General features: G+C 62.6%; 21 protein-coding genes and 1 pseudogene. 9 read left to right on the top strand and 13 right to left on the bottom strand.

The genetic code is table 11. The features are described from left to right. Window positions 1–199 precede the first annotated feature (199 nt). From FFI97_RS22830 to FFI97_RS22790, 9 genes are all read right to left on the bottom strand, one after another. Window positions 200–391 carry a hypothetical protein gene (locus FFI97_RS22830; protein WP_139701185.1) on the bottom strand — a complete coding sequence of 64 codons (192 nt, stop codon included), beginning with the start codon at window positions 389–391 and terminating at the stop codon, window positions 200–202. After that, window positions 388–1,956: a class I adenylate-forming enzyme family protein gene (locus FFI97_RS22825; protein ID WP_139701186.1), complete on the bottom strand. Its 1,569-nt coding sequence runs from the start codon at window positions 1,954–1,956 to the stop codon at window positions 388–390. Before FFI97_RS22825 ends, FFI97_RS22830 begins: the two co-directional genes overlap by 4 nt. After that, on the bottom strand, window positions 1,953–2,744 hold the full coding sequence (locus FFI97_RS22820; RefSeq protein WP_139701187.1) for a VOC family protein: 792 nt from the start codon (window positions 2,742–2,744) through the stop codon (window positions 1,953–1,955). The genes FFI97_RS22825 and FFI97_RS22820 overlap by 4 nt, the downstream gene beginning before the upstream one ends. A 7-nt stretch (window positions 2,745–2,751) precedes the next feature. Further along, on the bottom strand, window positions 2,752–3,186 hold the full coding sequence (locus FFI97_RS22815; protein ID WP_139701188.1) for a PaaI family thioesterase: 435 nt from the start codon (window positions 3,184–3,186) through the stop codon (window positions 2,752–2,754). Window positions 3,187–3,232: 46 nt separating this feature from the next. After that, entirely contained in the window at window positions 3,233–4,237 is a 1,005-nt protein-coding gene (locus FFI97_RS22810; protein WP_221937718.1) for a zinc-binding dehydrogenase, read from the bottom strand. 71 nt (window positions 4,238–4,308) lie between these two features. Beyond that, window positions 4,309–5,292 carry an ABC transporter substrate-binding protein gene (locus FFI97_RS22805; RefSeq protein ID WP_139701190.1) on the bottom strand — a complete coding sequence of 328 codons (984 nt, stop codon included), beginning with the start codon at window positions 5,290–5,292 and terminating at the stop codon, window positions 4,309–4,311. 5 nt (window positions 5,293–5,297) lie between these two features. Next, a complete protein-coding gene (locus tag FFI97_RS22800) occupies window positions 5,298–6,146 on the bottom strand; it encodes an ABC transporter permease (protein WP_139701191.1) in 849 nt (282 codons plus the stop codon). Beyond that, window positions 6,143–6,901, bottom strand: coding sequence for an ABC transporter ATP-binding protein (locus FFI97_RS22795; protein ID WP_139701192.1), 759 nt, complete (start codon window positions 6,899–6,901; stop codon window positions 6,143–6,145). The genes FFI97_RS22800 and FFI97_RS22795 overlap by 4 nt, the downstream gene beginning before the upstream one ends. Next, window positions 6,898–7,641, bottom strand: a complete 744-nt coding sequence (locus FFI97_RS22790; protein WP_139701193.1) for a GntR family transcriptional regulator — start codon at window positions 7,639–7,641, stop codon at window positions 6,898–6,900. The genes FFI97_RS22795 and FFI97_RS22790 overlap by 4 nt, the downstream gene beginning before the upstream one ends. Before the next feature lie 449 nt (window positions 7,642–8,090). On the opposite strand from FFI97_RS22790, the gene FFI97_RS22785 reads away from it, so the two are divergent. Further along, window positions 8,091–8,366 (top strand): enolase C-terminal domain-like protein, encoded by a 276-nt coding sequence (locus FFI97_RS22785; RefSeq protein WP_139701194.1) that lies wholly within the window; start codon window positions 8,091–8,093, stop codon window positions 8,364–8,366. 305 nt (window positions 8,367–8,671) lie between these two features. On the opposite strand, the gene FFI97_RS22780 is transcribed toward FFI97_RS22785, so the two are convergent. Continuing rightward, window positions 8,672–10,369, bottom strand: coding sequence for a gamma-glutamyltransferase (locus FFI97_RS22780; RefSeq protein WP_139701195.1), 1,698 nt, complete (start codon window positions 10,367–10,369; stop codon window positions 8,672–8,674). Continuing rightward, entirely contained in the window at window positions 10,369–11,481 is a 1,113-nt protein-coding gene (locus tag FFI97_RS22775; protein ID WP_139701387.1) for a porin, read from the bottom strand. The genes FFI97_RS22780 and FFI97_RS22775 overlap by 1 nt, the downstream gene beginning before the upstream one ends. A gap of 407 nt (window positions 11,482–11,888) precedes the next feature. On the opposite strand from FFI97_RS22775, the gene FFI97_RS22770 reads away from it, so the two are divergent. From FFI97_RS22770 to FFI97_RS22755, 4 genes are all read left to right on the top strand, one after another. After that, on the top strand, window positions 11,889–12,668 hold the full coding sequence (locus FFI97_RS22770; protein WP_139701196.1) for an enoyl-CoA hydratase/isomerase family protein: 780 nt from the start codon (window positions 11,889–11,891) through the stop codon (window positions 12,666–12,668). 1 nt (window position 12,669) lies between these two features. Further along, the gene (locus tag FFI97_RS22765; RefSeq protein ID WP_139701197.1) at window positions 12,670–14,859 is read left to right on the top strand and encodes an acetate--CoA ligase family protein; all 2,190 of its coding nucleotides are present in this window, start codon (window positions 12,670–12,672) and stop codon (window positions 14,857–14,859) included. 81 nt (window positions 14,860–14,940) lie between these two features. Further along, window positions 14,941–15,531 carry an enoyl-CoA hydratase-related protein gene (locus FFI97_RS22760; protein ID WP_313906289.1) on the top strand — a complete coding sequence of 197 codons (591 nt, stop codon included), beginning with the start codon at window positions 14,941–14,943 and terminating at the stop codon, window positions 15,529–15,531. A gap of 260 nt (window positions 15,532–15,791) precedes the next feature. Further along, window positions 15,792–16,664 (top strand): MurR/RpiR family transcriptional regulator, encoded by an 873-nt coding sequence (locus FFI97_RS22755; protein ID WP_139701198.1) that lies wholly within the window; start codon window positions 15,792–15,794, stop codon window positions 16,662–16,664. Between the two features lie 292 nt (window positions 16,665–16,956). On the opposite strand, the pseudogene FFI97_RS34455 reads toward FFI97_RS22755, so the two are convergent. Together FFI97_RS34455 and FFI97_RS22745 are read right to left on the bottom strand one after the other, a co-directional pair. After that, window positions 16,957–17,100, bottom strand: a pseudogene (locus FFI97_RS34455) (IS66 family transposase); the annotation flags it as partial. Between the two features lie 36 nt (window positions 17,101–17,136). Next, window positions 17,137–17,523 (bottom strand): transposase, encoded by a 387-nt coding sequence (locus tag FFI97_RS22745; protein WP_185993687.1) that lies wholly within the window; start codon window positions 17,521–17,523, stop codon window positions 17,137–17,139. A gap of 332 nt (window positions 17,524–17,855) precedes the next feature. On the opposite strand from FFI97_RS22745, the gene FFI97_RS22740 reads away from it, so the two are divergent. Genes FFI97_RS22740 through FFI97_RS22725 form a run of 4 tightly spaced genes read left to right on the top strand, consistent with a single transcriptional unit; the run spans window position 17,856 to window position 22,338 of the window. Continuing rightward, window positions 17,856–18,842, top strand: coding sequence for an ABC transporter ATP-binding protein (locus FFI97_RS22740; RefSeq protein ID WP_139701200.1), 987 nt, complete (start codon window positions 17,856–17,858; stop codon window positions 18,840–18,842). Beyond that, on the top strand, window positions 18,835–19,851 hold the full coding sequence (locus tag FFI97_RS22735) for an ABC transporter ATP-binding protein (protein ID WP_139701201.1): 1,017 nt from the start codon (window positions 18,835–18,837) through the stop codon (window positions 19,849–19,851). The genes FFI97_RS22740 and FFI97_RS22735 overlap by 8 nt, the downstream gene beginning before the upstream one ends. Beyond that, window positions 19,845–20,789, top strand: a complete 945-nt coding sequence (locus FFI97_RS22730; protein ID WP_139701202.1) for an ABC transporter permease — start codon at window positions 19,845–19,847, stop codon at window positions 20,787–20,789. Before FFI97_RS22735 ends, FFI97_RS22730 begins: the two co-directional genes overlap by 7 nt. 19 nt (window positions 20,790–20,808) lie before the next feature. Further along, window positions 20,809–22,338 (top strand): ABC transporter substrate-binding protein, encoded by a 1,530-nt coding sequence (locus FFI97_RS22725; RefSeq protein WP_139701203.1) that lies wholly within the window; start codon window positions 20,809–20,811, stop codon window positions 22,336–22,338. The last annotated feature ends 14 nt before the right edge of the window (window positions 22,339–22,352 follow it).

Here is a 22,352-nt window from a genome sequence, read left to right as displayed (position 1 = left end):
GGTGCGAAGCGCCTGGAAGCCGCTGCTCAGCTGAACTCCATTGTGGTCGCTGGCACGCCGTTGTAGAAATAGCGCAGCGGCAAGGCGCCTTGCCGGAGAAATAGCCAGCCATTACGGGCTCGCAGGTCGGATAGCCGAAGGCCTGCGCTTGTCGGCGATCTACGGGGCCGCGCGCCAGCGCCCTAGACTACGATGATCGTCACCGCCAGATTGGGCTCCTTGTAGGAGCCCAGGCTTGGGCCGCGGCGTAGGACGCGTCGTCATGCATGGTGGACGGGATCGCGAGGGCGACGGTGACCTCGTCGAGCGCGTGGCTCGGTGTGGCGGCCAGCAGCATGCCGGCGAAGAGCGTGGCTGGCAGGGCCGAGGAGCGGATGGATGGATGCGTCATGGTTTCCCATGGTCGGATGCGAATGGCATATCGATGGGCGCCGCTTGCGTGGCGCTGCTGCGGCGCAGAGCCTCCCGCACCAGCGCGGCGCGGTCGATCTTCTGGGTAGCGGCCAGCGGCAGGCTCTCCGTGAACCAGATACGGCGCGGGTGCTGGTAGGCCGCGAGGTGCTGCAGCGAGAACGCTTTGAGCGTCTCCTCGTTCACCGCCGCAACGCCCGCGCGCGGCACGACGAAGGCGACCGGCTTGGTGCCCTTGATCTCGTCCGGCAGCGCAACGATGCTGGCTTGCTGCACGGCCGGATGGCGTTCCAGCACCTTCTCTATCTCTCCGGGGTAGAGGTTCTCGCCGCCGCTCACGAACATGTCGTCGCGCCGCCCGACGAAGGTGTAGAAGCCCTCGTCGTCGCGCCGGAAAACGTCGCCGGTGATGTAGAAGCCGTCCGCGGTGAAGGGCGAGAGATCGAACCGCTGGTGGTAGCCCTGCATCAGGCCGGGGCTGCGGATCTCCAGCACGCCCTCGTCGCGTTCTGCCCCCGCGTCGTCGGCCAGCCGTACCTCCACCTGCGGATGCGGAAAGCCGACCGCGAGTGGTGGCGTGGGCAGGCCCAGGGGATGTGGGCCGAAGACGACCGGGCCGCCTTCGGTGGTGCCGTAGGCGTTGATGATGCGCGCGTTGGGCAGAAGGCTGCGGATCTGCTCCAGCAGACCGGGACTGATTGGCGCGGACCCCATGCGCACGACGCGCACCGAGGACAGGTCGGCCGCCGCGAGAGCGCTCCGTTCGCGCAGCATCATCGCGATCATCGGCGGCACTGCTGTGAGCCAGGTGCAGTGGTAGCGGTCGATGGCGCCGATGTAGGCTGTCGTGTTGAACTGCGGCAGCAGCACGCTCGTGGTATGGGATGCCATGGTGAGCAGCACCAGCGCGAGCGCGTTCATGTGATACAGCGGCGCCGCGACGAGCACGCGCTCGCCGGCCAGTGGCGTCGCCGCGCGGCGCGTCCGCACCACCCAGCGATGGCTCGCGTGGCTCAGCCGCACCCCCTTGGGCTGTCCGGTGGAGCCAGAGGTGTAGAGCAGCAGGGCCAGATCTTCGGGCGCCGGGACATGCGGTACCGACACGTGCGGCGCTAGTGCGCCGGGAGCGCGCCACGCGTCGAAGGCCTGCGTGCCGAAGACCAGCGCCGGCAGTCCCTCGGGCACCTGGGCCCTGCGTTCGGCATCGCACAGCACCAGCTGTGCGCCGCTGTCCCGTAGCACGAAGGTGATCAGCGGGGCCGGCAGCTTGAAATTGACCGGCACCGCGACCAGCCCGGCCCGCAGGATGCCCAGGAGCGAGACCACGTAGTCGACCGAGTTGGCCGCCAACAGCGCGATGCGCTCCTGTGGCGCATGGCCCTGCGCTAGCAAGGCGCGGGCGACGGCATTGGCGCGGTCGTCGATGTCGCCGAAGCGGTGCTCGGTGGCGCGGCCGGCCGCGTCGAGCCCGATGAAGGCCACGCGTTCCGGGTCGGCGGCGCTGTCGATCACGCAGCCGAGGTTGAGGCTTTCTTCGATGCTCACGCGCTGAACTCCAGCACGGTGTGAAAGCGGGGTAGCGCGATGGCCAGGCCGTCGCGGGTCTGCGCGGCCGGCAGCGCCATCGCCGTGGCCCGGGCCGCCATCGCAGCCGGGTCCCCACCCGCGAGGCGAATCGCGCCGAAGAAGTCTTCGCGCGCTGGCAAGAACGACGCCAGCGCGCCGTAGCGCGCGTCGAACTCGGCGCGGTCCAGGAAATCCGTCGAGAAGTCCGGCGTCAACGGTCCGAGCCGGGCGTAGTCGCCGCGCAGCCGCAGCGGCGCGGGCCCGACGATGGCCAGGCCGGCGATGCCGCGCACACCGTTGGCATGAGCGGTCCATTCGGGCCGCCACAAGAGCTCCGGCGTATGGTGCTGGCAGACGTAGACGCGGCCGGCGGGCAACTGCCCCGGCAGCAGGCGCACGGTCGAGAAGCGTGCGTCGTGCGTCTGGCCGTCGATCTCCACCGGCCGCGAGAAGTGCTGCACAGGCGACACGGCGAAGCCGGCGGCGGCCAGCGCCGCGTGCGAGGCCTCGGCATCGCGGCTGGCCAGCACGAGACCGTCGATGCCAACCGGGCTGTCGAGGATCTCCTGTCGCAGCCGGCCGCCGCCTTGCGGCAGTCCGATCAGTTCCAGGTAGGCCTGGGGAAAGACCACGAGGTGGTTGATCGAGCCCAGGGTGTGGTGGCCGCGTGGCGTCAGCGTGAAGCCCAAGTCTGCGAACAGGGCCTGCGCGGCGTTGGTCTCGAAGCGGGTGTTGACGACCAGGTGGTCGAGGGAGCTCCCTGGCATGCGCGGCTCAGGTCTTGGCCGGCGCCGGCGTCGCATACACACCGCGCCCGCTCGCCACCAGTTGGCCTTCGCCGTCGAACACCTGGGCCTCGGCCACCGAGAACTGCCGGCCAAGCTTGATCACCTTGCCGGTCGCGCGCAGGTCGCCGCGCGCGGCGCGGTGGTAGTCGACGCGCAGATCGATGGTCGGCACGCCCTTGCCGGTGTGCGAGACCAGTGCCCAGTCGGCCGTCAGGTCCACCAGCGCGGCGAGGATGCCGCCATGGATGTAGCCGCCTTCGGGATTGACCACCCATTCGTCGCGGAACTTCGCTGTCAGGGCGATTTCGCCATGCGCAACGGACTGGACCTGAAGGCCCAGCCATTGGTGGTAGGGGCCGCGCTGTAGACGGGCCTGAATGTCTTCGGCACTGGGGAGCGCGGGGGATGCGGTGTCGGTCATTGTTGGGTCCGGAGAAAGAGGGAAAGGAAGCCGCAATTGGGGTGACTCATGGCGCGACGACGACCTTGCCGAGCACAGCGCGATCGCGGATCAGAGCCAGGCCTTCGGCAGCCCGCTCCAGCGGCAGCACCCGGTCGATGACGGGGTCGAGCCGGCCTTCGGCCACCAGCGCGAGCAGGGCCTTGAGGTTGTCTTCGTAGAAGCTGTTCGAGCCCTTGATATTGAGTTCGAAGCTCCAGACATAGCGCAGGTCCTCGCGCGGGTCGTGGCCCGCGGTGGCACCGCACACGAGCAGGGTGCCGCCACGCTTCAGGCTCTTGATGGAGGGCAGCCAGGTGTCGCCGCCGGTGAAATTGACGACCACGTCGACACCGCCTTCGTGGGTGCGCCGCTGCGGCTTGCCGTACTTCGCGATGACCCACTTGGAGAAATCGGTCTCGCGGTAGTTGACGACGTGGTCCGCGCCCAGCGCGAGCAGGCGCTGCGCCTTCTCATCGCTGCCGGCGGCGGCGATCACCTCCGCGCCGAGCAGCTTGGCCAGCAGCACGGTGGCTGTGCCAACGCCGCCGCTTGCGCCCAGCACCAGCACCTTGTCCCCGGCCTTGACGGTGCGGTGGGTGAACAGCATGCGATGCGCTGTGCCGTAGGCCACCGGCAGTGCCGCGGCCTGCTCGAAGCTCACCTCGTCGGGCAGCGCGATCAGCTGCGATGCATCGGCTAGCGCGTACTCGGCCATGCCGCCATCGATCATCTCGCCCATCAGGCCGACGCCGGGCTTGAGCGGGTTGACCAGCACGCGATCGCCAGGCGCCCAGTCGGAGACGCCGTCGCCCACCTCGGTGATCGTGCCTGCCAGGTCCAGGCCGATGACCACCGGCAGCGGCACCTTGATGCCGGGCATGCCCTGAACGGTGAAGACGTCGTGGTAGTTGAAGGACGAGGCACCGACGCGCACGACCACGTGGCCGGCCTGGGCGCGGGGTACCGGTCTGTCGGTGACGACGCGCAGTTGGTCGAGGGCGCCGTGCGCGTCGAGCACGAGAGCACGCATGGTGGTGGGGTTGCTCATGAAAGGTTCCTTGGTTGAATGGCTGTGTCGGGCGAGGTGGCTGACGAGGTCGCTTACTTCAGCGTCTTCGACTGTTCATAGGGCGCGGTGATGAAAAGCTCGTCCTTGAGTTCGCCCTTCACCAGGCCGGACTCGACGAAGACGGCATGCTCGCGTCGCAGGGTCGCGATGTCCTCCGGCTCGAGGCCGACGCGGTTCATCGCGTTCCAAAGTGCGACGTAGGCCCGCGCGTCTTCGGCCGGGAGGTTGGCCTTCTTCTGGAGGATCTGCACCACCTCGTCGCGGTGCGTGTTGCCCCAGGCCAGGGTGTCGCGCAAGGCGGCGATGACGCGTGCGACCACCTCGGGCTGCTTGTCCACCAGTTCCGCGCGCACGGCGCCGACGCCGATGTAGGGCAGGGCGTCCGAGCGCGTGAGCTTCTTCCACTCATCCGCGAAGCTGCCGAGGCGCCGCAGCTTGAGCTCGCCACCCAGCTGCGCCACGGTGACCGAGCGCAGTGCCGCGCCGTCGACCTGCTTTTGCGCCAGGAACTGGGCGAGCCGCGACTCGTTGCCGCCGACCAGCGAGAACTCGTTGGGCTTGATCTGGTAGTTGCCGGCCAGCACCGCGCCGGCGATCACCGCCACCGACGAACCCGCGGGCGACATGCCGATCTTCTTGCCCTTGAATTCGGCGATGGAGCGGATGGGCGAGTCCTCCGGCACCACGAACTGCACGTCGGCCGGCTGCGTGGCCGCAAAGATGCGCACGGGCACTCCAGTCGCGGCCGTGCCGAACACGCCGGCCAGCGGCGCGCCAAAGGCGAGGTCGATGGAGCCCGAGGCGAGCGCGCGCAGCGGCGCGTTGACGTCTGGGAAATGTACGAACTCGGCATCGATGCCGCGCCTGGCGAGGAAATCCTTCGACTCCAGCACCGCACCGTAGCCGAGGCTGACGCCACTGGTCCAGTAGCCGATGCGGACCTTGTCGGCGGCCTGGGCCGCGAAGGAGGTGAGTGTGGCCGCCGCGAGCAGGGTCGCGGCGAAGAGCTTGCGCATGGGATTCATCCTTGAGAACTTGGGACCGGGGAGGGGGAGGAAGCAGGAGAAGAAGGCGAAGGCACGGCGGAGCGCGACCCCTTCGAGGCGGATTTCCAGCGGAACAGCCAGCGTTCGGCGGGCTTGAGCAGCCCGCCTTCAATCACCAGCATCAGCGCGACCAGCAGCACGGTCCACGCGAAGACCTGATCGGTCTGCACCAGGTCGGCGGCCTGGCGCAGCCGGTAGCCGATGCCGTCCGAGGAGCCGATGGTCTCGGCCACGAGGGAGACGCGCCAACCGAAACCGAAGGCCAAGCGCGCGCCGGAAAAGAAGTGCGGCAAGATGCTCGGCCCGTAGATCTTGCGCAGCACCTGCGCGCGCGACATGCGGAAGCTGCGCGCCAGGTCCACGTACTGCGGCTCCACTGTCTGCGCACCTTGCCAGACGCTGGTAAGGATCAAGGGCATCGCCGTCATGAACACCACGAAAACGGTGGTCGCGTCCGAGATGCCGAACCAGATGATTGCGAAGATCGCCCAGATGGCGGAGGACACCGTGTTGAAGACGGCCAGCAAGGGCTCGAAGAAGCGCGCCAGCGCCCGGCTTGCGCCGAGGGCTAGGCCCAGCAGCGTGCCGACGACCGTTGCGATGCCAAAGCCCAGCAGCACGCGCCGGCAGGTGGCGACGACGTCCCGGCCGAAGGTCTCGCTGTTCCAGAGCGCGAACAGCGCCTGCGTTACCTTGTCCGGCCCTGGAAGCACGAAGGAGGGCAGGTGCTGCGCGCCCCACCACCAGGCCAGCAGGATCACGCCAGCCAGCAGCAGGCGCTGTGCGAGCAGCGTCAGGAAGCGCCTAGGGAAGGTAGAGCTCATCCCCGCATCCTCAGCAGCCGGATCTGCTCCGTGACTGCGGGGTCGACCGGCACGCGCGGACGCGTCAGCCCGGTGAGGTCCACGACCTCCACGATACGGCCAGGGTTCGGCGCGAGCCGCACGATGCGGTCCGCCAGCACCACAGCTTCTTCCATGTCGTGGGTGACGAAGACGACCGTCGCGCCGCTGCCACGTTGGAGGCGAAGCAATTCCGAGTGCATCTGCGAGCGGGTTTGCGGATCGAGCTTCGAGAAGGGTTCATCCATCAGTAGCACCGAGGGCTGCACCGCCAGGCTGCGCGCGAGCGCCACTCGGCTGCGCATGCCGCCGGACAGTTCGTGTGGCCAGGCATCGGCCACCGCTTCCAGACCGACCTTGCGCAGGGCCTCGCTGGCGCGGCGCAGGCGCTCGGCGCCGTTCGCTTGCGTGGCCTCGAGGCCGAAGGCGACGTTGTCGCGTACGCTGCGCCAGGGCAGCAACCGGTCTTCCTGGAACATGTAGGCGATGCGCTCCCAGTGCCTGAAACTCTTGGCAGGAACACCCGCGATGGCCAGGGTGCCAGCGTCGGGTGGCAGGAGGCCGGAGAGGATGTTGAGCAGCGAGCTCTTGCCGCAGCCCGAAGGTCCGACCAGCGCGAGCACTTCGCCCGGATACACCGCGAGGTCGATACCGGCGAGCACGTCGAGGCGGCCGTAGCGCTTGCCGATGCCCCTGGCTTCCAGCGCCGGGGCCTCGTCCCGTACAAGCGCGCTCACGGCGCCTTCCTCGCGGCCTGAAAGGGAAGGTAGGCGCCCGCCTGCGACAGACTGGCATACACCTTCTCCAGCGTCTGCGCCTGGAAGGTCTCGATGTGCCTGCGCGCGATGAGCTCGGCCCGCTTGCCGTCACCTTCGTCGAAGGCCTGGATCATTGCGTTGTGGTCGTGCTTAATCTCGGGCTTGACGCGCTGTACATTGAAGCCCAAGGCCACCAGCCGAGACATCTCGTCCATCAGAGAGGACAGCGTGCGCAGCAGGCGGTCGTTGCCGGCGGCGGCGGCGATGGCCAGGTGGAACTGCTTGTTGGCGTCCATGAACACGTCGATGCGTTCGTGCAGCGGTGCCACATGCTCGACGCGGCAGGCGGCTTCGAGTCGGTGGAGCAACTGCGTGTCGACGCGGCCCACGGCGAGCCTTGCGGCCATCGGTTCGAGCTGCGCTCGCAGGGCGAAGACCTCCTCGACATCCTTCACCGTGATCGGGGCGATCTGGAAGCCTTTGCGGGGTCGCGAACGGACTAGTCGCTCGTGGGTCAACCGCGTGAGCGCGATGCGGCAGCTGTTCTTGCCCAATGTGTAGCTGTCCATCAGCTCGGCTTCCGTCACGGTCACGCCCGGCATCAGCCGGCAGGACAGGATGTCGCGGCGGATCAGCGCGTAGGCGGCTGCGCCCTGGCTGTCTCCTTCCTGGGAAGGGGCGGGCTCGGAGCGCAATGGAAGGGTGAAGGGCGAGGGCATGGGCTCAGAACTTCTCCGTGAGCGGCTCACAGAGAAGTTCTGCGTTCACCACAAGAGGGCTCAGAGCGTAGTAGCCGCCTCGTTGAAATCTAACGAACGAATCCGTTCGTTCTTATGTGGAAAATTCATTCTGTGAGCAGCTCACGCGATGGCCGGCGTGGAAGCCCTATTGGTGATGGATCTCCGGAGGCGCTGCAGTCACCGGTGGCCAATTCCGCAGGCACTGTCTGCGGAGCTGCTGATACCGCCGCAGGAGATCAACTGGAAGCAGGACTTGCGCGTAGGGCAGCGCGTGAGCTTCATCGGTTGCCGACTGATGTGACGTTCAAGTCCGACCGCGACCATCTCATGCTGGGCGACTGAGTCCCTGCGTGTGCTGCCTGCTCAGCCTTGAGCCGCTGGGACGGCCTTTCTCCGGGACTGTCGTTGATTCGATGGTGGAGCGGTGCTTGAAGCCATTGCATTGGTCGGCGTCTTTGCAAGGCATTGGACCTGCACGGCGTTGTTGCATCACCCTGCGGGGGGGGCGCACCAATACTGAACTGGTGAAGGTGCGGGCGCTGTGTGAAGCCGAGGGTATCGAGTTTTTCCCTCATTTCGCGCTTTTTGGGCCGGGGCAGCTTGCGACATTGCATCTCAATGCAGCTACGCGCTCGACACCGATCTTTGAAAGGCTCTACTGCGATTTCGAGGAAGATCTTTTGGAGGAGCGACAGTGCCGGTAAACGGCCATGTGCCTGTTCCCTCCGCGCCTGGGCTTGGAATCGATCCGGATCCTGCCGTTGTTGATCGATATCGGATCGCATGACAGTTTCAAGGGCAAGGTGGTCGCCATCGCCGCAAGCTGGCGGCACGCAAGCGCCGGTCGCAATCTACGAAAGAGCAGAAGATTCAATCGCCGCTGCGCCTGCGGCAGATGTGAAAACGAATCAGCTCGCGTCGGAATCAATAGACGTTCCGGCGTGATGAACTCCTGGCGCGGTCCGTAGCTCTTAACCAGGGCCGTGAAGCTGCGGCTGCAGTGGTGGGATCAAACGAGCGCTGTTCCACCATCCCAGTAGGTGTCCGCCCCCCCCGAAAAGCTTCCGTCGGCATGGCGCTTCGCGACGTGCAGGACGCCGAAATGATCACCGTCGCTTCGTCCTACCATTCGAGGAGTGACACCTATTCGTTGCAAGTGCATCCGCACTGATGGGTCGAGTTCCCGCGAAGCCTGCACATAGCCGTTGTGGATGACGCAGGCGGGTTCGGCAACGGCTTGCTGCGCGGTCATGCCGAGATCGACGGTGTTGACAATGGCGCGCAAGACCGCCCCGCGGATCTTGTCGGCCCCTGCGGCTCCCAAGGCAACCAGCGTCCCATCGGGCGATCGCAGAATGGTCGGCAGCATCGATGTGACGTCACGGCCGTCCGGGTCGGGCTGGCCACTTGCCATTTGGTAGCTGTGTGCGAACAAGTAGCCGTTAGGCGACGCGAATCCCGTTCCGAAGTGCGGTCCGATGGATTCCGTCATCGAAGCGACCATGCCTTGCGCGTCCACGACAGAGATGTGAGTCGTGTCCTGAGGTATGCCAGGTTTGGTTGGTGGAAGCTCGAACAGGCCCGAAGCATTGCTCGACTGCAAAATCGCCCGAACACGTTGGGCGAGCATTTGGATGCGATTGCGATCCAGAAGTGACGAAGCGTTCGATCCCAAAGCTTCATCGCGCTGGCCCTTGAAGGCCACTTGTTGAGCCACGAGCATGGTTGCCCACCGATCGGCGGCACTCATCAATCGGAGGTCGTACGCCTGAAGAAGTTCCAGCGTCTGCGCCACAAGGAAACCGTAGCCTTGTCTGCCGATGGTCCAGACATCCCATCCGCGGTACCGAGTGTGGATGTATTCGGCGTCGATGGGACGATACGCCAGAAAGTCTTCCGTGGTCAGCTTGCTTCCCGCTGCCTGCAACAGTGCTAAGTCGCGAGTCAGTGCCTGATTCAGAAATCGATCCGCGCCACCCTTCGCATAGAGAGACAGGGATGCAGCCAATTCCGGTTGTCGGAAGACTTCCCCCTCTCTGTACGGCAGGCCGCCCTCTTTGAGGAAGAGCTTCGCCGCCACGGGGTTGCGCTGCAGGACCGGAACCCGGCGAGACCAGACCCGTGCCAAGTTCGAAGGCACCTCGAAGCCATCGCGCGCCAAACGGATGGCCGGCGCGCAAACTTGTTCCATCGTCAGACGGCCAAATCGCTGCAGGGCATGTTCAAAGCTCCGTGGGTTGCCTCCCACCGGAACAACGCCCGCCCTGTCGGTCGCTTTGTCCCCGGCGTGCCACGCTGCCGGGACCATGGAGCGGCCGTCGATCGCGTCACACTCACCGGACGCATTCAAAACCAGGAGATGGGTCCGCCCCATGATGCTAGTGTTCGAAGGATCGACCACGGCCATTGCAATTGCCGTCGCGACGATGGCATCGACTGCATTCCCGCCTGCCGAAAGTATGGCCGCGCCTGCGTCGGCAGCTGGCTTCGCCCCCGCTGCGACGATGCCGTGCAACGGCGCCGTGGTGGATGCGCTCGCCCCTTGGGTCGATGCTCCCGATTGCGCGCATCCACCCGTGGAGATAGCGGAGGCCAACATGGCGAGCGCCCCCGCCAGTTCACGACGAGTGAGTCCTGCGCGGACGCCGTCTACGAAACTGTTGGATTCCATGGGATCCCAATTGCCTTCAGCCATTTTCATTTTCATTAGAACCTGTGGCGAATGCCCATGTCGTACCCGGTCGAAGAGCCGTTGGCCGCCGTCGTCGCGCCGTTTAGTGCCTGTGTTGCACCGCCGCCGTTGCTCAGGCGCGCGTACGTGACGTAGAGAGCCGTGCGCTTAGACAGGTTGTATGCGTAGCCCAGCGCCCACTTCTTGGTGATTCGATCGGGCGCGGGCGCCAGATTGACCGCGTACTGAGAGTAGGAGATGCGGATGTCGCCGGCGCCCACGGGTACCAAGCCGCCGACCAGCCAACCCTTGGCGTTGCGCATCGAGCCGTTCACAACGCCCTTGTCCCGTGAGTAGTGGGCCATGATCGTCGCCACTCCCGCGTCCCATTGCCCTCCGATATTGCTCTGACGCGGACTGCCTGCGGCGTTCGTGGTGCGACTGGTTGCAGCGGCGACGTCGAATGGACCGCTTTTGAATCCGAGTCGCACGCCCCAGCCGCTGCCGTCGTTCTTGGTGCTGACACCACAGCCAGCGGGAACTCTAGGCGAGGTACAAACGACGTTGACGGCATTGCTGTTGTTCTCACCCAGGTAGTACATGCCCTGGCCGTAAAAGCCATTCAGGGTCTCTTTGGGCAGGAAGTAGCCGATGCTGTTCGAAGCGCGGACCTGCGTTGTGCCGGTGATGATGGAGTTGAGTGTCTGGGTCGTGCCGTTGCCTGTAGTCCCGAAGGGATCAAACTCGCTCAAATTCCAGAACTGCGGAGTGAAGTCCCGCCCCAGACGCAATTCCCCCCAATTGCCGGACAAGCTCACCGTCGAGCGTCTGCCGAAGACCATTGCGCCGCCACCAGCGGAACCGCTGGATTGGTTGTTAGTGTTGGTTGTGCCAAACGAGCCATCGTCGGCGTTCACGGCCGATTCCAGCCAGAATGAAGCCGACATGCCATCGCCCAAGTCTTCTACGCCGCGAAAGCCCAGACGCGAGGCATTCATGCCGGAGCTGGCCAACTGGGTTTTGTTCGCCACGCTGCCCGAGCCGTACGCCACCCTGGTGTCCACGACTCCGAAAATCGTCACCGACGATTGAGCGAAGGCTGCGCCGGCAAAAGTCATGGCCGCCACCGCGATCAGGGACTTGTGCATACGATTCCATTTGAAACCCGACCTCGCGAGGCCGGTGGCGGTGGATGTTCTCGTCGAATTGATGTTCGTGGTCGTGTGGTCCGTCAATTTCATGTCCACTGGTTGCGCTTTCATGTTGAGTTGATGGCTGGCTAACGGAACGCTCCTGAGAGACAGGCGAAGGTGCCCCTCTGGCGCGCTTGAACGCGTGAAGCAAATGAGCCAAAAACTAATGTTTTGATTCAAACGTTTGCGCCATGTTATGGAGTTATGAAACGTATGATGCATGGTGGTTCTACCTAGATCACGCGATGCAACACTTCCAGTGCGCAGATGACCCGCGCCCAAACTGCGCATCAACCAATTGATCCGCGAATGTTGCATTCAGAGCATTTGATCCATATACTGGGACGTACACGGAGGTTTGGATGTACGAGACAGTCATGTTTTCAGTTGCCGACGGGATCGCGCAGATCCGATTCAATCGCCCTCATCGGCTCAACGCTGTCACGCAGCAGCTCTACGATGAGCTCGGCGAGGCACTCGTTGAAGCCGAGCGGGATTCCGAAGTGCGGGTTGTCCTGCTCACCGGAGCCGGCCGCGCCTTTTGCGTTGGAGCGGACCTGAAGGAGCACAAGGCAGGTCGTACGCCGTATGACCGGCGACAGTACCTGCAAGGTGAACAGTTACTCTGCAAGCGCCTTCTGCAACTCAAGAAGCCAGTTGTCTCGGCGGTCAATGGCTATGCACTCGGCGCTGGTGCTGAGATCGCGCTCGCTTCGGACTTCATCGTGATGTCCAGAACTGCGCAGATCGGTCTTCCGGAGATAAGCATCGGCAACTTTCTCGGCGGAGGCGTCACCTGGCTGCTGCCGCGGCTTGTGGGCCTTGCCAAGGCGCGGGAGCTGGTTTTCCTGGGTGAGCGTATCGGAGGCGAAGAAGCGGTACGGATCGGATTGGCGAATCGCGTGTTCGACGATGAGGTGTTCATCGAATCTGCGCTCCAGTTCTGCCGTCAACTGGCCACTAAGGCGCCGCGCTCAATGCAACTCGCGAAGGAGCAATTGAACTTTGCTTCGGAGTCAACGTTGGATGCGGCCTTACGCGCAGAGCTGGAGGGCATGACCTTTGTCAGCACAACGCGTGACTGGCAAGAAGGGGTCGACGCGTTCGCAGAAAAGCGAGCACCTGTGTTCCACGGAGACTGACATGAACACCTTGTATCCAGTTTTCTATCCCAAGTCCATTGCGGTAGTCGGTGCTTCAAAAGATCCTACGAAGCGCGGTTTTCGGTCAATCCAGAAATTGATCGACGACGGATTTCCCGGGGAGATTTACCCGGTCAATCCGCGGGAAGTATCGATCCTCGGCAGAATTGCATACCCCACTCTGGCGCACGTTCCAGATTCGATTGATTTGGCACTCATCTGCACGCCGGCGCGAACGCTACCGGACGTCATCGCTCAATGCGGAGCAAGAGGTGTGAAGGGTGCCGTCGTTCTCGCCGGTGGCTTTGCTGAAGCGGGTGAGGGAGGCGCGGAACTTCAGGCGCGGATGGTCGAAGAAGCCGTGCGATGCGGGGTCCGAATTGTTGGTCCGAATACGTCCGGCATTTTCAACACTCATGCGCAGGCGAATATTGTCGGCTTCTCGGATCTGAAGCGGGGTGGCATAGCCTTGGTGTCGCAATCCGGGAATATGGCGCTGTCACTCGTTACTGAAGCCCAGGCCAACGGCTATATCGGCTTATCGATCTACGTCGGCATCGGAAATGAGTCGGACATTCAGTTCCACGAGTATCTCGAGTTCCTGCGTGTCGATGAAAACACGCAGGTAGTCGTTGCGTACATCGAGGGTTTGAAAGACGGTCGGACATTTCTCGAGAGCCTGCAACGCATCACGCGAGAGAAGCCTGTCGTCATCTACAAGTCAGGCCGCACCAACGCCGGGCGCAAGTCAGCTCAATCTCACACGGGCGCACTCGCGGGTAACTACGCCGTTAGCGAAGGAGTGCTGAAGCAGGCAGGCGCCGTGCTGGCGCGCAAGTCGGACGAAATCCTCTCGCTCGCCGAGACGTTGTCGCTTTTGCCCCCGATGGCGGGGCGGCGGGTTGCCGTGCTCGCGGATGGTGGCGGTCATGCCACGATCGCAGCTGACGCCCTCTCGGAACAGAACCTGCAGATTGCGACGCTGAGTGATGCCACAAAGGCGCGCCTGAGTGCGATCCTGCCGTCCTCTGCGACTATCGCAAACCCAGTAGATGTCGCTGGCGGAACTGATTCAAACCCAGCACTCTTCGCGGAGTGCGCGGCCATCCTGATGGCCGATCCAGCCGTCGATGCACTCCTGATTACAGGATTGTTTGGGGGCTATGGCGTGCGTTTTTCTCACACGCTGACGGAGGTGGAGCTCGAGACGTCCAGGCGTGTGGCGAGCATTTGCACGGAGTCTGGCAAGCCAGTGATCGTGCACAGCTTGTACGGTAGCCTCGGTGCGGACCAGCGGCCCCGACCGTTGTCGATAATCCGTGAACTCGGTGTCCCTGTGCACGACTCATTGGAACTGTCGGTGCGGTGCCTCGAGGCGCTCGCCGCTTGGGGGGAAGCTCGCCGTCGCCCGAATCTTGGAGCGAACGATGTCTCGCCCCGGTCCGGGAGCTTTCAAGGCGTCATCGAGAACTGCCGGCGCGAGGGTCGCCACGTCGTCCTGGAGCACGAGGCGCGCCAAGCGCTGGAAGATGCCGGCGTCAAGATGTTTACGGCCGCGCGGCTCGCCTCATCTGCAGACGATGCGGTCGTTGCATTCGAATCGATGGGTCGAGTCCCCGTGGCCATGAAGATCGTTTCCTGTGACATCGTTCACAAGACGGAAGCAGGTGGCGTCAAGCTGAACATCAGCAACACGTCCTCGGTTCGGGGTGCGTATGCCACGATCCTCGCGAATTCGACGACGTACGCACGCGCGCACGGCCAGGAGAACCCTAACGTGGCAGGTGTGCTCGTTACCCCGATGGCCCCCTCTGGTGGCGTTGAAGTCATCATCGGCGTCGTGCGAGACCCGTTATACGGCCCCGTCCTGATGTTCGGTCTGGGAGGCGTGTTGGTGGAAGTGTTGCGCGATGTGGTCTTTCGATCGCTTCCGCTCACCGAAACAGACGCGCGGTCTATGCTTGGGGAAATTCGTGCCTCGCAGATTCTCGATGGCGTGCGAGGCTCACGCCCCGTTGACAAGGACGCACTGGTTCAGTTGATGCTTGGCGTATCCCGCCTGTGCACAGCGTTTCCTGAGATCGCTGAATTGGATCTGAACCCTGTCATGGCTTACCCAGAGGGGATCAGGGTTCTTGATGTACGAATCCTGCTCGATCCGAAACCGCCGTTGACCTCACGGGAGAACTAAGTAAACCAGCTACCGACGCTTCACGACGCACTTCTCACAATTGACAATCGCGTCGCAACGCTCACCCTGAATCGGGATGACGTGCGAAACGAACTGACGGGAACCCGACTCATTGATGACATCGAAGAGAACGTTCGCTGGACCAATCGCGATGAGAGCGTTTCAGTGCTCGTGATCACGGGCAATGGGAAGGCCTTTTCAGCCGGCGGCAACATCAAGCACATGCTCGCCCGGCAAAGCAGCTTTGCTGGTGACGTCCACGAGGTTCAGACGCGTTATCGGTCCGGCATCCAACGCATTCCCCTGGCACTCAGTCGCATCGATGTGCCGACAATAGCCGCAATCAATGGACCAGCCATTGGCGCCGGCTTCGATCTGGCCTGCATGTGTGACATCCGGCTGGCCTCCGACGTCGCAGTCATGGCCGAGAGCTTCGTCAACATCGGGATCGTGCCTGGCGATGGCGGCGCCTGGTTCCTGCAACGATTGGTGGGACAGCAGCGCGCCGCCGAACTCTGTTTCACGGGGCGATCCGTGAGCGCATCAGAGGCTTTGGCGCTTGGGCTCGTTCTCGACGTGATGAGTCCGGAAAAACTGATGACTCGTGCTATCGAGTTGGCCCATTCGATCGCGGCGAAGCCGCCACAGGCCTGCGTCTCACGAAGCGCTTGATGAAGAGTGCGCAGGGCATGGAGTTTCCGGAGTTCCTGGACATGTGCGCCGCCTTTCAGGGGATGTGCCACAACACCCAGGATCACTTGGAAGCGGTTGGCGCAATGCTCGAGAAGCGGCGCCCCCAATTCTTCGGGCGGTAGCTGCAGCGGTCGCCTCAGCGCTTTGGTCGCGCTGTGAGGTCCGTTCTGGAACCGATGAACTCTTCGCGTCGGTGGGTGTAGCATTCGTTCCATTCACACGAGGAGAACGCCCTGAATATGAGCGCCCGAGAAAAGCTACTGGAGCAGTTTGAAGCCCTAACGCCGCGCCTGCAGGCCGCAGCGCGATTCATTGTCGACTACCCCAATGAAGTCGTCATCAATTCGATGCGAAACATCGCTGAGAAGGCGGGGGCACAGCCGACAACCTTGGTGCGACTTGCGCAGCAACTGGGATATGAAGGCTGGTCCGAACTCAAGTCAGCGTTTGCAGAAGACCTTGGGTTACACGATGACTCTTATGGGCAGCGCGCCAAGACCGTCGCCCGGCGCGGCCGCACGCACGATCTTGTCAGCGAATTGTTTGCTGTCCACCACGGCAACATTGACGCCACTGAAAAAGGAGCCAGCCCGCAGCTGAGGAACGCGGTGAAGGCACTGAGGAAGGCCAAGAGCGTGCACATCGCTGGTCTTCGGGCCAGTTTTCCCGTGGCCTACACCCTTTTCTATGGCTATCGACTATTCCGAAATTCCGTTCATTTGATTGACGGCTCGAGTTCCGGCCTTGAACTGCAGCTGAGGCCCATCGAGAAGGGCGACGCCGTCGTCGTGACCAGTTTTGCGCCGTACTCGCGGGAGTCGCTGGAGATCGCCAACCATGCGAAAAGGGCTGGAGCGACGCTGATAGCGATGACTGATAGCAGTGCGTCACCTCTGGCGCTTCAGGCTGACATCACCTTGCTCTTTGCCGTGCACAGCTCGTCGTTCTTTCCATCCGTTGCGGCGGGCGTCGCACTGACGGAAGCATTGCTGGAGCAGCTCGTCGCAGACTCTGGCCCTCAAGTCGTTGAACAAATCGAACGCGTCGAGCGCCAACTCTTCGAGTCAGGAGCGTATGTGCAGGCGTCGGCGACCAAGCGCGCGCGCGCGTGAAGCGCGCCCTGCAGATGCCTTCTGGCGCTTACCTCGACCGAATGGGCGGCTGAGAAGCATTCCGGCAGGTCACTAGGGTGAATCGACATTCGGCCTGGCACCCAAGTCAGAGGAGCTGCCAGGCAGAGGAAGGCCATGAAGTTGGCGTCCTTGTGGTCATAGCGTAAGCGGTCTATCAACCATACCCTCGCGCGCGGCGCTGGTGCCGATCCGCAAGCCGCGTTCTACAGCTCGCCGAGCACGATGTTCCAGGGCAACAGAGCCTCGTAGTCGTCCACCGTCTGGGCCAGCGCAGCTTCTTGAAGAGCGCGACGAGGTAGCGGTAGGGCTCGATGTTGTTGGCCTTGGCGATCTCGATCAACGAGTACAGGTTGGCGCTTGCGTTTGCGCCGCCCACGGTGTCGGCGAATAGCCAGCTGCGTCTGCCGACGAACGGCTGACTGGTGTTCTCCACCGGGTTGGAGTTCAGCGGTCAGGTGTCAGTGTCCAGGAAGCGCACGAGCTTGGGCCACTGCTCGTGCAGGTAGTGCAGCGCCTCACCCAGCAGGCTGGACGGCGCGACACGGTGCAGGTGCGTGAGCAGCAGCCGTTCGATCTCGCGCACGACCGCGCGGCTATAGCGCGAGCGCAGCCGCAACCGGCGTTCCGGGCCCAGTCCTTGGCCAGCGCCTCGGCGCGGTACATACAGCTTGCCAATGAGCTGCACGCATTGCCTGGCGACCCGGTCCTGTGAACGTGCGGCATTCAGGATGGCGTCTTCGGCCTTGAGGAACGGTCGGCGCGCGTGAACCCAAGGCCCCAGGTGCGCGAGCCCACCGGCCCTGGCGATGTGCAGGCGCTGCGAATGCTTGTGCGCCACCGCCAGGTCGATGCCATCGAGCAGCCAGTGCAGCTGCTCGACTGTCAGTGTTGGCTCACCACCCGCAACAGTCCACCACGCTCAGCCGCAACACTGCCGCCCGACCGGGCCACGGCAGCTCGAATCTCGGTTCATTTGTTTCATGGTTTCCACCAATGAATCATTCGCTTCTTTTGCGCTAGGATTAAGTTAAATGGTGAGCGAGTCTTGATGCTCGCCGTAACGAAGAGACAACATGGCCCGTAAATCCAATGTTCACGTGTGAAATGAATCGCTCAACCGCACTTGCGTCAGGCGTCGACTTAGGCAGCTCAGCAGCAGGGAAACCTGTGATGCCCACAGGCGAGGACGCGTCACGCATCGACCCATCGGTCCCCGTCCTCAGCGTGCGCGATCTGTCGGTGCGCTATGACCTCGAGGATGGACAGATCCAGGCGGTCGTCGAGGTTTCTTTCGATCTCGAGCCTGGCGAGACATTTGCCATCGTGGGTGAGTCCGGCTCCGGAAAATCCACGCTCGCTCTTTCGCTGTTGGGGATGGCACCAGTCACGGCAGGTGACATACGACTCGACGGACAAAGCATTGCCGCCCTGGGGCGTGCGGCGTTGTCGAAGATCCGCGGGCATCGCATCGCGATGATTTTCCAGGAGCCGATGACCTCGCTGAACCCTGTGCTGACGGTGGGGTACCAGCTGACGGAAGCGATACGGCTGCACACGAGCTTAGGTCGGCGCGAAGCAACGCAGCATGCAGTTCTCATGCTATCCAAGGTCGGCATTTCGGATGCTGAGCGCAGGCTGAGGCAATACCCCCACGAACTGTCGGGCGGTATGCGACAGCGCGTCATGATCGCCATGGCGCTGTCCTGCAATCCGGCGGTGCTAGTCGCCGATGAACCCACAACGGCCCTGGACGTTACGGTGCAGGCTCAAATACTCGACTTGATCGCGGACTTGCAGCGTGATCTGGGGACGGCGGTCGTCTTGATCACGCATGACATCGGTGTCGTGGCCGAAACGGCAGACCGAATCGCGGTGATGTACGCCGGAAGAATTGTCGAGGAGGCACCGACGGCTCAACTCTTTGCCCATCCAAGGCACCCGTACACACAAGGGCTCCTCAGATCGGTTCCACGGGTCGACGTTCCGCGCACTGACGAGCCCCTGCCTTCGATGTCGGGCAGTGCGCCTTCGATGCGGCATGTCCCAGCGGGCTGCCCGTTCCGTGATCGTTGCGACCAGGTCCACGACCGCTGCAGCGAAACTCCACCCTTGGTGCGGATCGGCACCGACTCCGTGAGGTGCTGGCTCCATGCTTGACGTATCAACACAAAGCGAAATCCTTCAAGTCGAGAGTCTCACGCAGCGCTTTCCCATCGAAACAAATGCTCTCGGACGCCCGACGCGATGGCTCCACGCGGTCGAAAACGTTTCCTTCACACTTGCGAGCGGGGAAACGCTCGGTATCGTCGGCGAGTCGGGGTGTGGAAAGTCCACGCTTGCCCGAAGCATCCTTCAGCTCTATACGCCGACCTCTGGCCACGTGCGCTTTGACGGAAGCGATCTGGGCAGCGCAAGCGCCAGAGACATGCGCGAGCTGCGAAAGCAGATGCAGATTGTTCTTCAGGATCCATTCGGGGCCCTGAACCCGCGAAGGAGCGTTGGCTCGAGCATCGCAGATGGCCTGGACGGCGGCAACATACGCGCGCGCGTAGGAGAACTTCTTGAGCGCGTGGGTTTGCGAGCGGAAGACTACGCTCGCTATCCTCACGAATTTTCAGGTGGACAACGCCAACGCATCTGTATTGCTAGGGCATTGGCGCCGCAGCCGCGGTTGTTGGTCGCGGACGAAGCCGTTTCTGCGCTCGATGTATCGGTTCAGGCGCAAATCCTCAACCTTCTTTCGCAATTGCGAGCCGACTTTGGGTTGAGCTTTCTTTTCATCAGCCACAACCTCTCGGTGGTGCGTGCGTTTTGCGACCGCGTGGCAGTGATGTATCTGGGACGCATCGTCGAAATCGGGCCGACCGAAAAGTTGTTCACGGATCCAGCGCACCCTTACACGCGTGCCCTGATGTCGGCTGTCCCTGTTCCGGATCCAACTCGACGTCATCAGCACGTGCCTTTGCGTGGTGAGTTGCCGAGCCCCCTGTACCCTCCGGCGGGTTGTGCATTTCGCACCCGCTGCCTCTATGCCGCCGACGCCTGTTCCCAGGTCGTGCCACGACTGAGCACGCAGGGCGATGGCCGAGAAGTTGCATGTATCCGGCTCAATGACGTTGACCGCGGCCCAGTCTGGACGCAAAGCAAGGAGTCCAGTCTATGTTGAAGTTCATTTTGCGCCGGGTACTGCAACTGGTTCCGGTCTTGGTGTTGCTTTCCATGCTCGTATTTCTGCTGGTGCACCTCGTGCCGGGCGACCCCATCGAGGTGCTGATGGGCGAAGGGAACAGCGATCCCGTGGTCGAGGCCCAGATGAGAGCTAAGTATGGCCTTGACCGCTCGCTACCTGCACAGTACATCACCTGGATCGGCAACGTCGTTTCAGGTGACTTCGGGACATCGATATCGACAAAGCGCCCCGTGCTGGAAATGATCGCCGAGCGCTTTCCCGCGACGTTGACACTCGCCTTTTCTTCTGCATTGCTCGCAGTTCTGATCGCGATACCGCTTGGCATAACGGCGGCACTGTTCCGAAACACCGCCGTTGACTTTCTCGCTATGGGAAGCGCCTTGATCGGCATCTCGGTACCCAGTTTCTGGTTCGCGATCCTGTTGATCCTAGTCTTTGCCCAGTACCTGGGTCTCCTGCCATCGATGGGGTATGCGCCATTTTCTCAACCATTGGATGCGTTGCGTCACCTCATCTTGCCGACGCTCGTACTAGGAACCGCCATGGCGGCGAACATAACCCGTCTGGTACGCGCCGAGGTCATTGAGCAGCTGGGGCGCGACTATGTCCGGACGGCCCGCGCAAAAGGCGCACCAGAAAACATGGTGATCGGATTGCATGTGTTGAAGAACGCGATGATTCCAACCGTCACGTTGATCGGCATTCAGTTCAGCGGTCTGCTTGAAGGCGCCGTCATCGCTGAAACGATCTTCGCATGGCCGGGTCTCGGCAAGCTTGCGGTGAGCGCCGTTGCGGAACGCGACTACCCCATGATCCAAGGGATCGTGCTCGTTATGGCCACGGTCTGCATGCTCGTGAACTTGCTGGTCGACCTGTCGTACCGACTCCTCGATCCACGCGTGAAACTCCATTGAACGCCCAGGAAACATAACCATGAAACTCAAGCACCTCGCTGCCTCGCTGGCCCTGGTTGCTGCCGCAGCATCAGCGCAATCGCCAGGGGCGCCTAAGAATGGGGGCACCCTGAAGGTAGGTCTAGAGACAAGTTCACTGACCAACGGATTCGATCCAGCGGTTATCCAGGGTGACAGTACGGGCTGGATTCTCGGCCAGATCGCCGAAGGCTTGCTGAACCGCGATCTCAAGGGCGATTTTGTCCCTTGGCTGGCGCAATCCTGGACGGTGTCGAAAGACAAGCGCGTCTATACCTTCAAACTCCGCCAGGGCGTGAAGTTTCACAACGGTCGTGTTATGACCGCCGGTGACGTGAAATTCAGCCTCGACCGAATGCTTGACCCGAAGACCGGCTCACGCCGTCGTGGTGAACTGTCCGTGATCGACAAGATCGAGGTGGTGGACGCGAACACGGTCACGGTGCATCTCAAGGAATCATTCGCTCCGTTCCTGACGACGCTTTCAGGCGTGTGGGCCGCGATCATTCCAAAGGAAACCCTCAATCCCGATGGGACGATCACGCATCTGATCGGCACGGGCCCCTTTGCGCTGACGGAAGGCAGTAAAGAGCGCGTCACGATGAAGAAATTCGAAGGCTACTGGCGCAAGGGCGAGCCGTATATCGACTCATTGACTTTTCTGCCGGTGCCCGATGACGCCGCGCGGATGACCGCGCTGCGCACCGGTGCGGTCGACCTGATCACGTCTGTGCCCAATCAGTTGCTGCCGGCCCTTGCGCCCAACAAATCCCGTGGATTCGAACTTCTCGTTGCCCCCAGCGCGGTCTGGCACACGGCGATCATGAACACGACGAAGCCGCCTTTCAATGACCCACGGGTTCGGCAGGCCGCCAATCTGGCAATCGACCGCAACATGCTCGTTCAGGCTCTGACATCCGGATTTGGGCGAGTCGACAACCAGAACTGGGAAAAGGGATCGTTCTGGCGACTGGAGGGTGATCCAGTGAAGAGCAACCCCGCGAAAGCCAAGGCACTTCTGGCGGAAGCAGGATTCAAGAACGGGCCTCCCATCACGATCGAGTGCAAACCGGAGTACCGACGCGATGCTCAGGTGATCCAGAGCCAGTTGAATGCAGTCGGCTTCCAGGCGACGATCCGAGTTTCCGATTGGGTGGCGCTGAACCAGCGCATGAAAGCCTACAACTTCCAGTTCGCGATTTCCGCGGCCAGCGGCTACAACGACCCCGATTTCCGCTTCAGCCGGTTCTACCTCAAGGCGGGACCTGCGAACTACTTGGCAGGCGGATACGAAAACCCCAAGGTTACCGAATTGCTTAATGCCGCCCGAGTCGAGTCTGATCCCCTGAAGCGCAAGGAGTCGTATCAGCAAGTCTTCGACATCATCGGGCGCGACGTGCCCAGCCTCATGCTGTTTTTCGAACCGCGAACACTCGCGTGGCGCGAGGAATTGAAGGACTTCAACACCAACGCAGACGGTGACCTGTCAATTGCCGACGGTGGTCTTGCAAAAACCTGGTTGAACCGCTAAAGGGACTTTTGAAT

Origin of the sequence: Variovorax sp. KBS0712, from assembly GCF_006323185.2 — a bacterium.
Lineage (GTDB): Bacteria > Pseudomonadota > Gammaproteobacteria > Burkholderiales > Burkholderiaceae_C > Variovorax > Variovorax boronicumulans.
The sequence above is the reverse complement of the archived record's forward strand: the minus strand, read 5'-3'. Positions and strand labels throughout refer to the sequence as shown.

Coding starts and splice junctions, on each gene's coding strand:
- FFI97_RS22830 (WP_139701185.1), bottom strand. CDS start 391: ATGACGCATCCATCCATCCGCTCCTCGGCCCTGCCAGCCACGCTCTTC.
- FFI97_RS22820 (WP_139701187.1), bottom strand. CDS start 2,744: ATGCCAGGGAGCTCCCTCGACCACCTGGTCGTCAACACCCGCTTCGAG.
- FFI97_RS22815 (WP_139701188.1), bottom strand. CDS start 3,186: ATGACCGACACCGCATCCCCCGCGCTCCCCAGTGCCGAAGACATTCAG.
- FFI97_RS22810 (WP_221937718.1), bottom strand. CDS start 4,237: ATGCGTGCTCTCGTGCTCGACGCGCACGGCGCCCTCGACCAACTGCGC.
- FFI97_RS22805 (WP_139701190.1), bottom strand. CDS start 5,292: ATGCGCAAGCTCTTCGCCGCGACCCTGCTCGCGGCGGCCACACTCACC.
- FFI97_RS22800 (WP_139701191.1), bottom strand. CDS start 6,146: ATGAGCTCTACCTTCCCTAGGCGCTTCCTGACGCTGCTCGCACAGCGC.
- FFI97_RS22790 (WP_139701193.1), bottom strand. CDS start 7,641: ATGCCCTCGCCCTTCACCCTTCCATTGCGCTCCGAGCCCGCCCCTTCC.
- FFI97_RS22780 (WP_139701195.1), bottom strand. CDS start 10,369: ATGAAAATGAAAATGGCTGAAGGCAATTGGGATCCCATGGAATCCAAC.
- FFI97_RS22775 (WP_139701387.1), bottom strand. CDS start 11,481: ATGCACAAGTCCCTGATCGCGGTGGCGGCCATGACTTTTGCCGGCGCA.
- FFI97_RS22770 (WP_139701196.1), top strand. CDS start 11,889: ATGTACGAGACAGTCATGTTTTCAGTTGCCGACGGGATCGCGCAGATC.
- FFI97_RS22765 (WP_139701197.1), top strand. CDS start 12,670: ATGAACACCTTGTATCCAGTTTTCTATCCCAAGTCCATTGCGGTAGTC.
- FFI97_RS22755 (WP_139701198.1), top strand. CDS start 15,792: ATGAGCGCCCGAGAAAAGCTACTGGAGCAGTTTGAAGCCCTAACGCCG.
- FFI97_RS22740 (WP_139701200.1), top strand. CDS start 17,856: ATGCCCACAGGCGAGGACGCGTCACGCATCGACCCATCGGTCCCCGTC.
- FFI97_RS22735 (WP_139701201.1), top strand. CDS start 18,835: ATGCTTGACGTATCAACACAAAGCGAAATCCTTCAAGTCGAGAGTCTC.
- FFI97_RS22730 (WP_139701202.1), top strand. CDS start 19,845: ATGTTGAAGTTCATTTTGCGCCGGGTACTGCAACTGGTTCCGGTCTTG.
- FFI97_RS22725 (WP_139701203.1), top strand. CDS start 20,809: ATGAAACTCAAGCACCTCGCTGCCTCGCTGGCCCTGGTTGCTGCCGCA.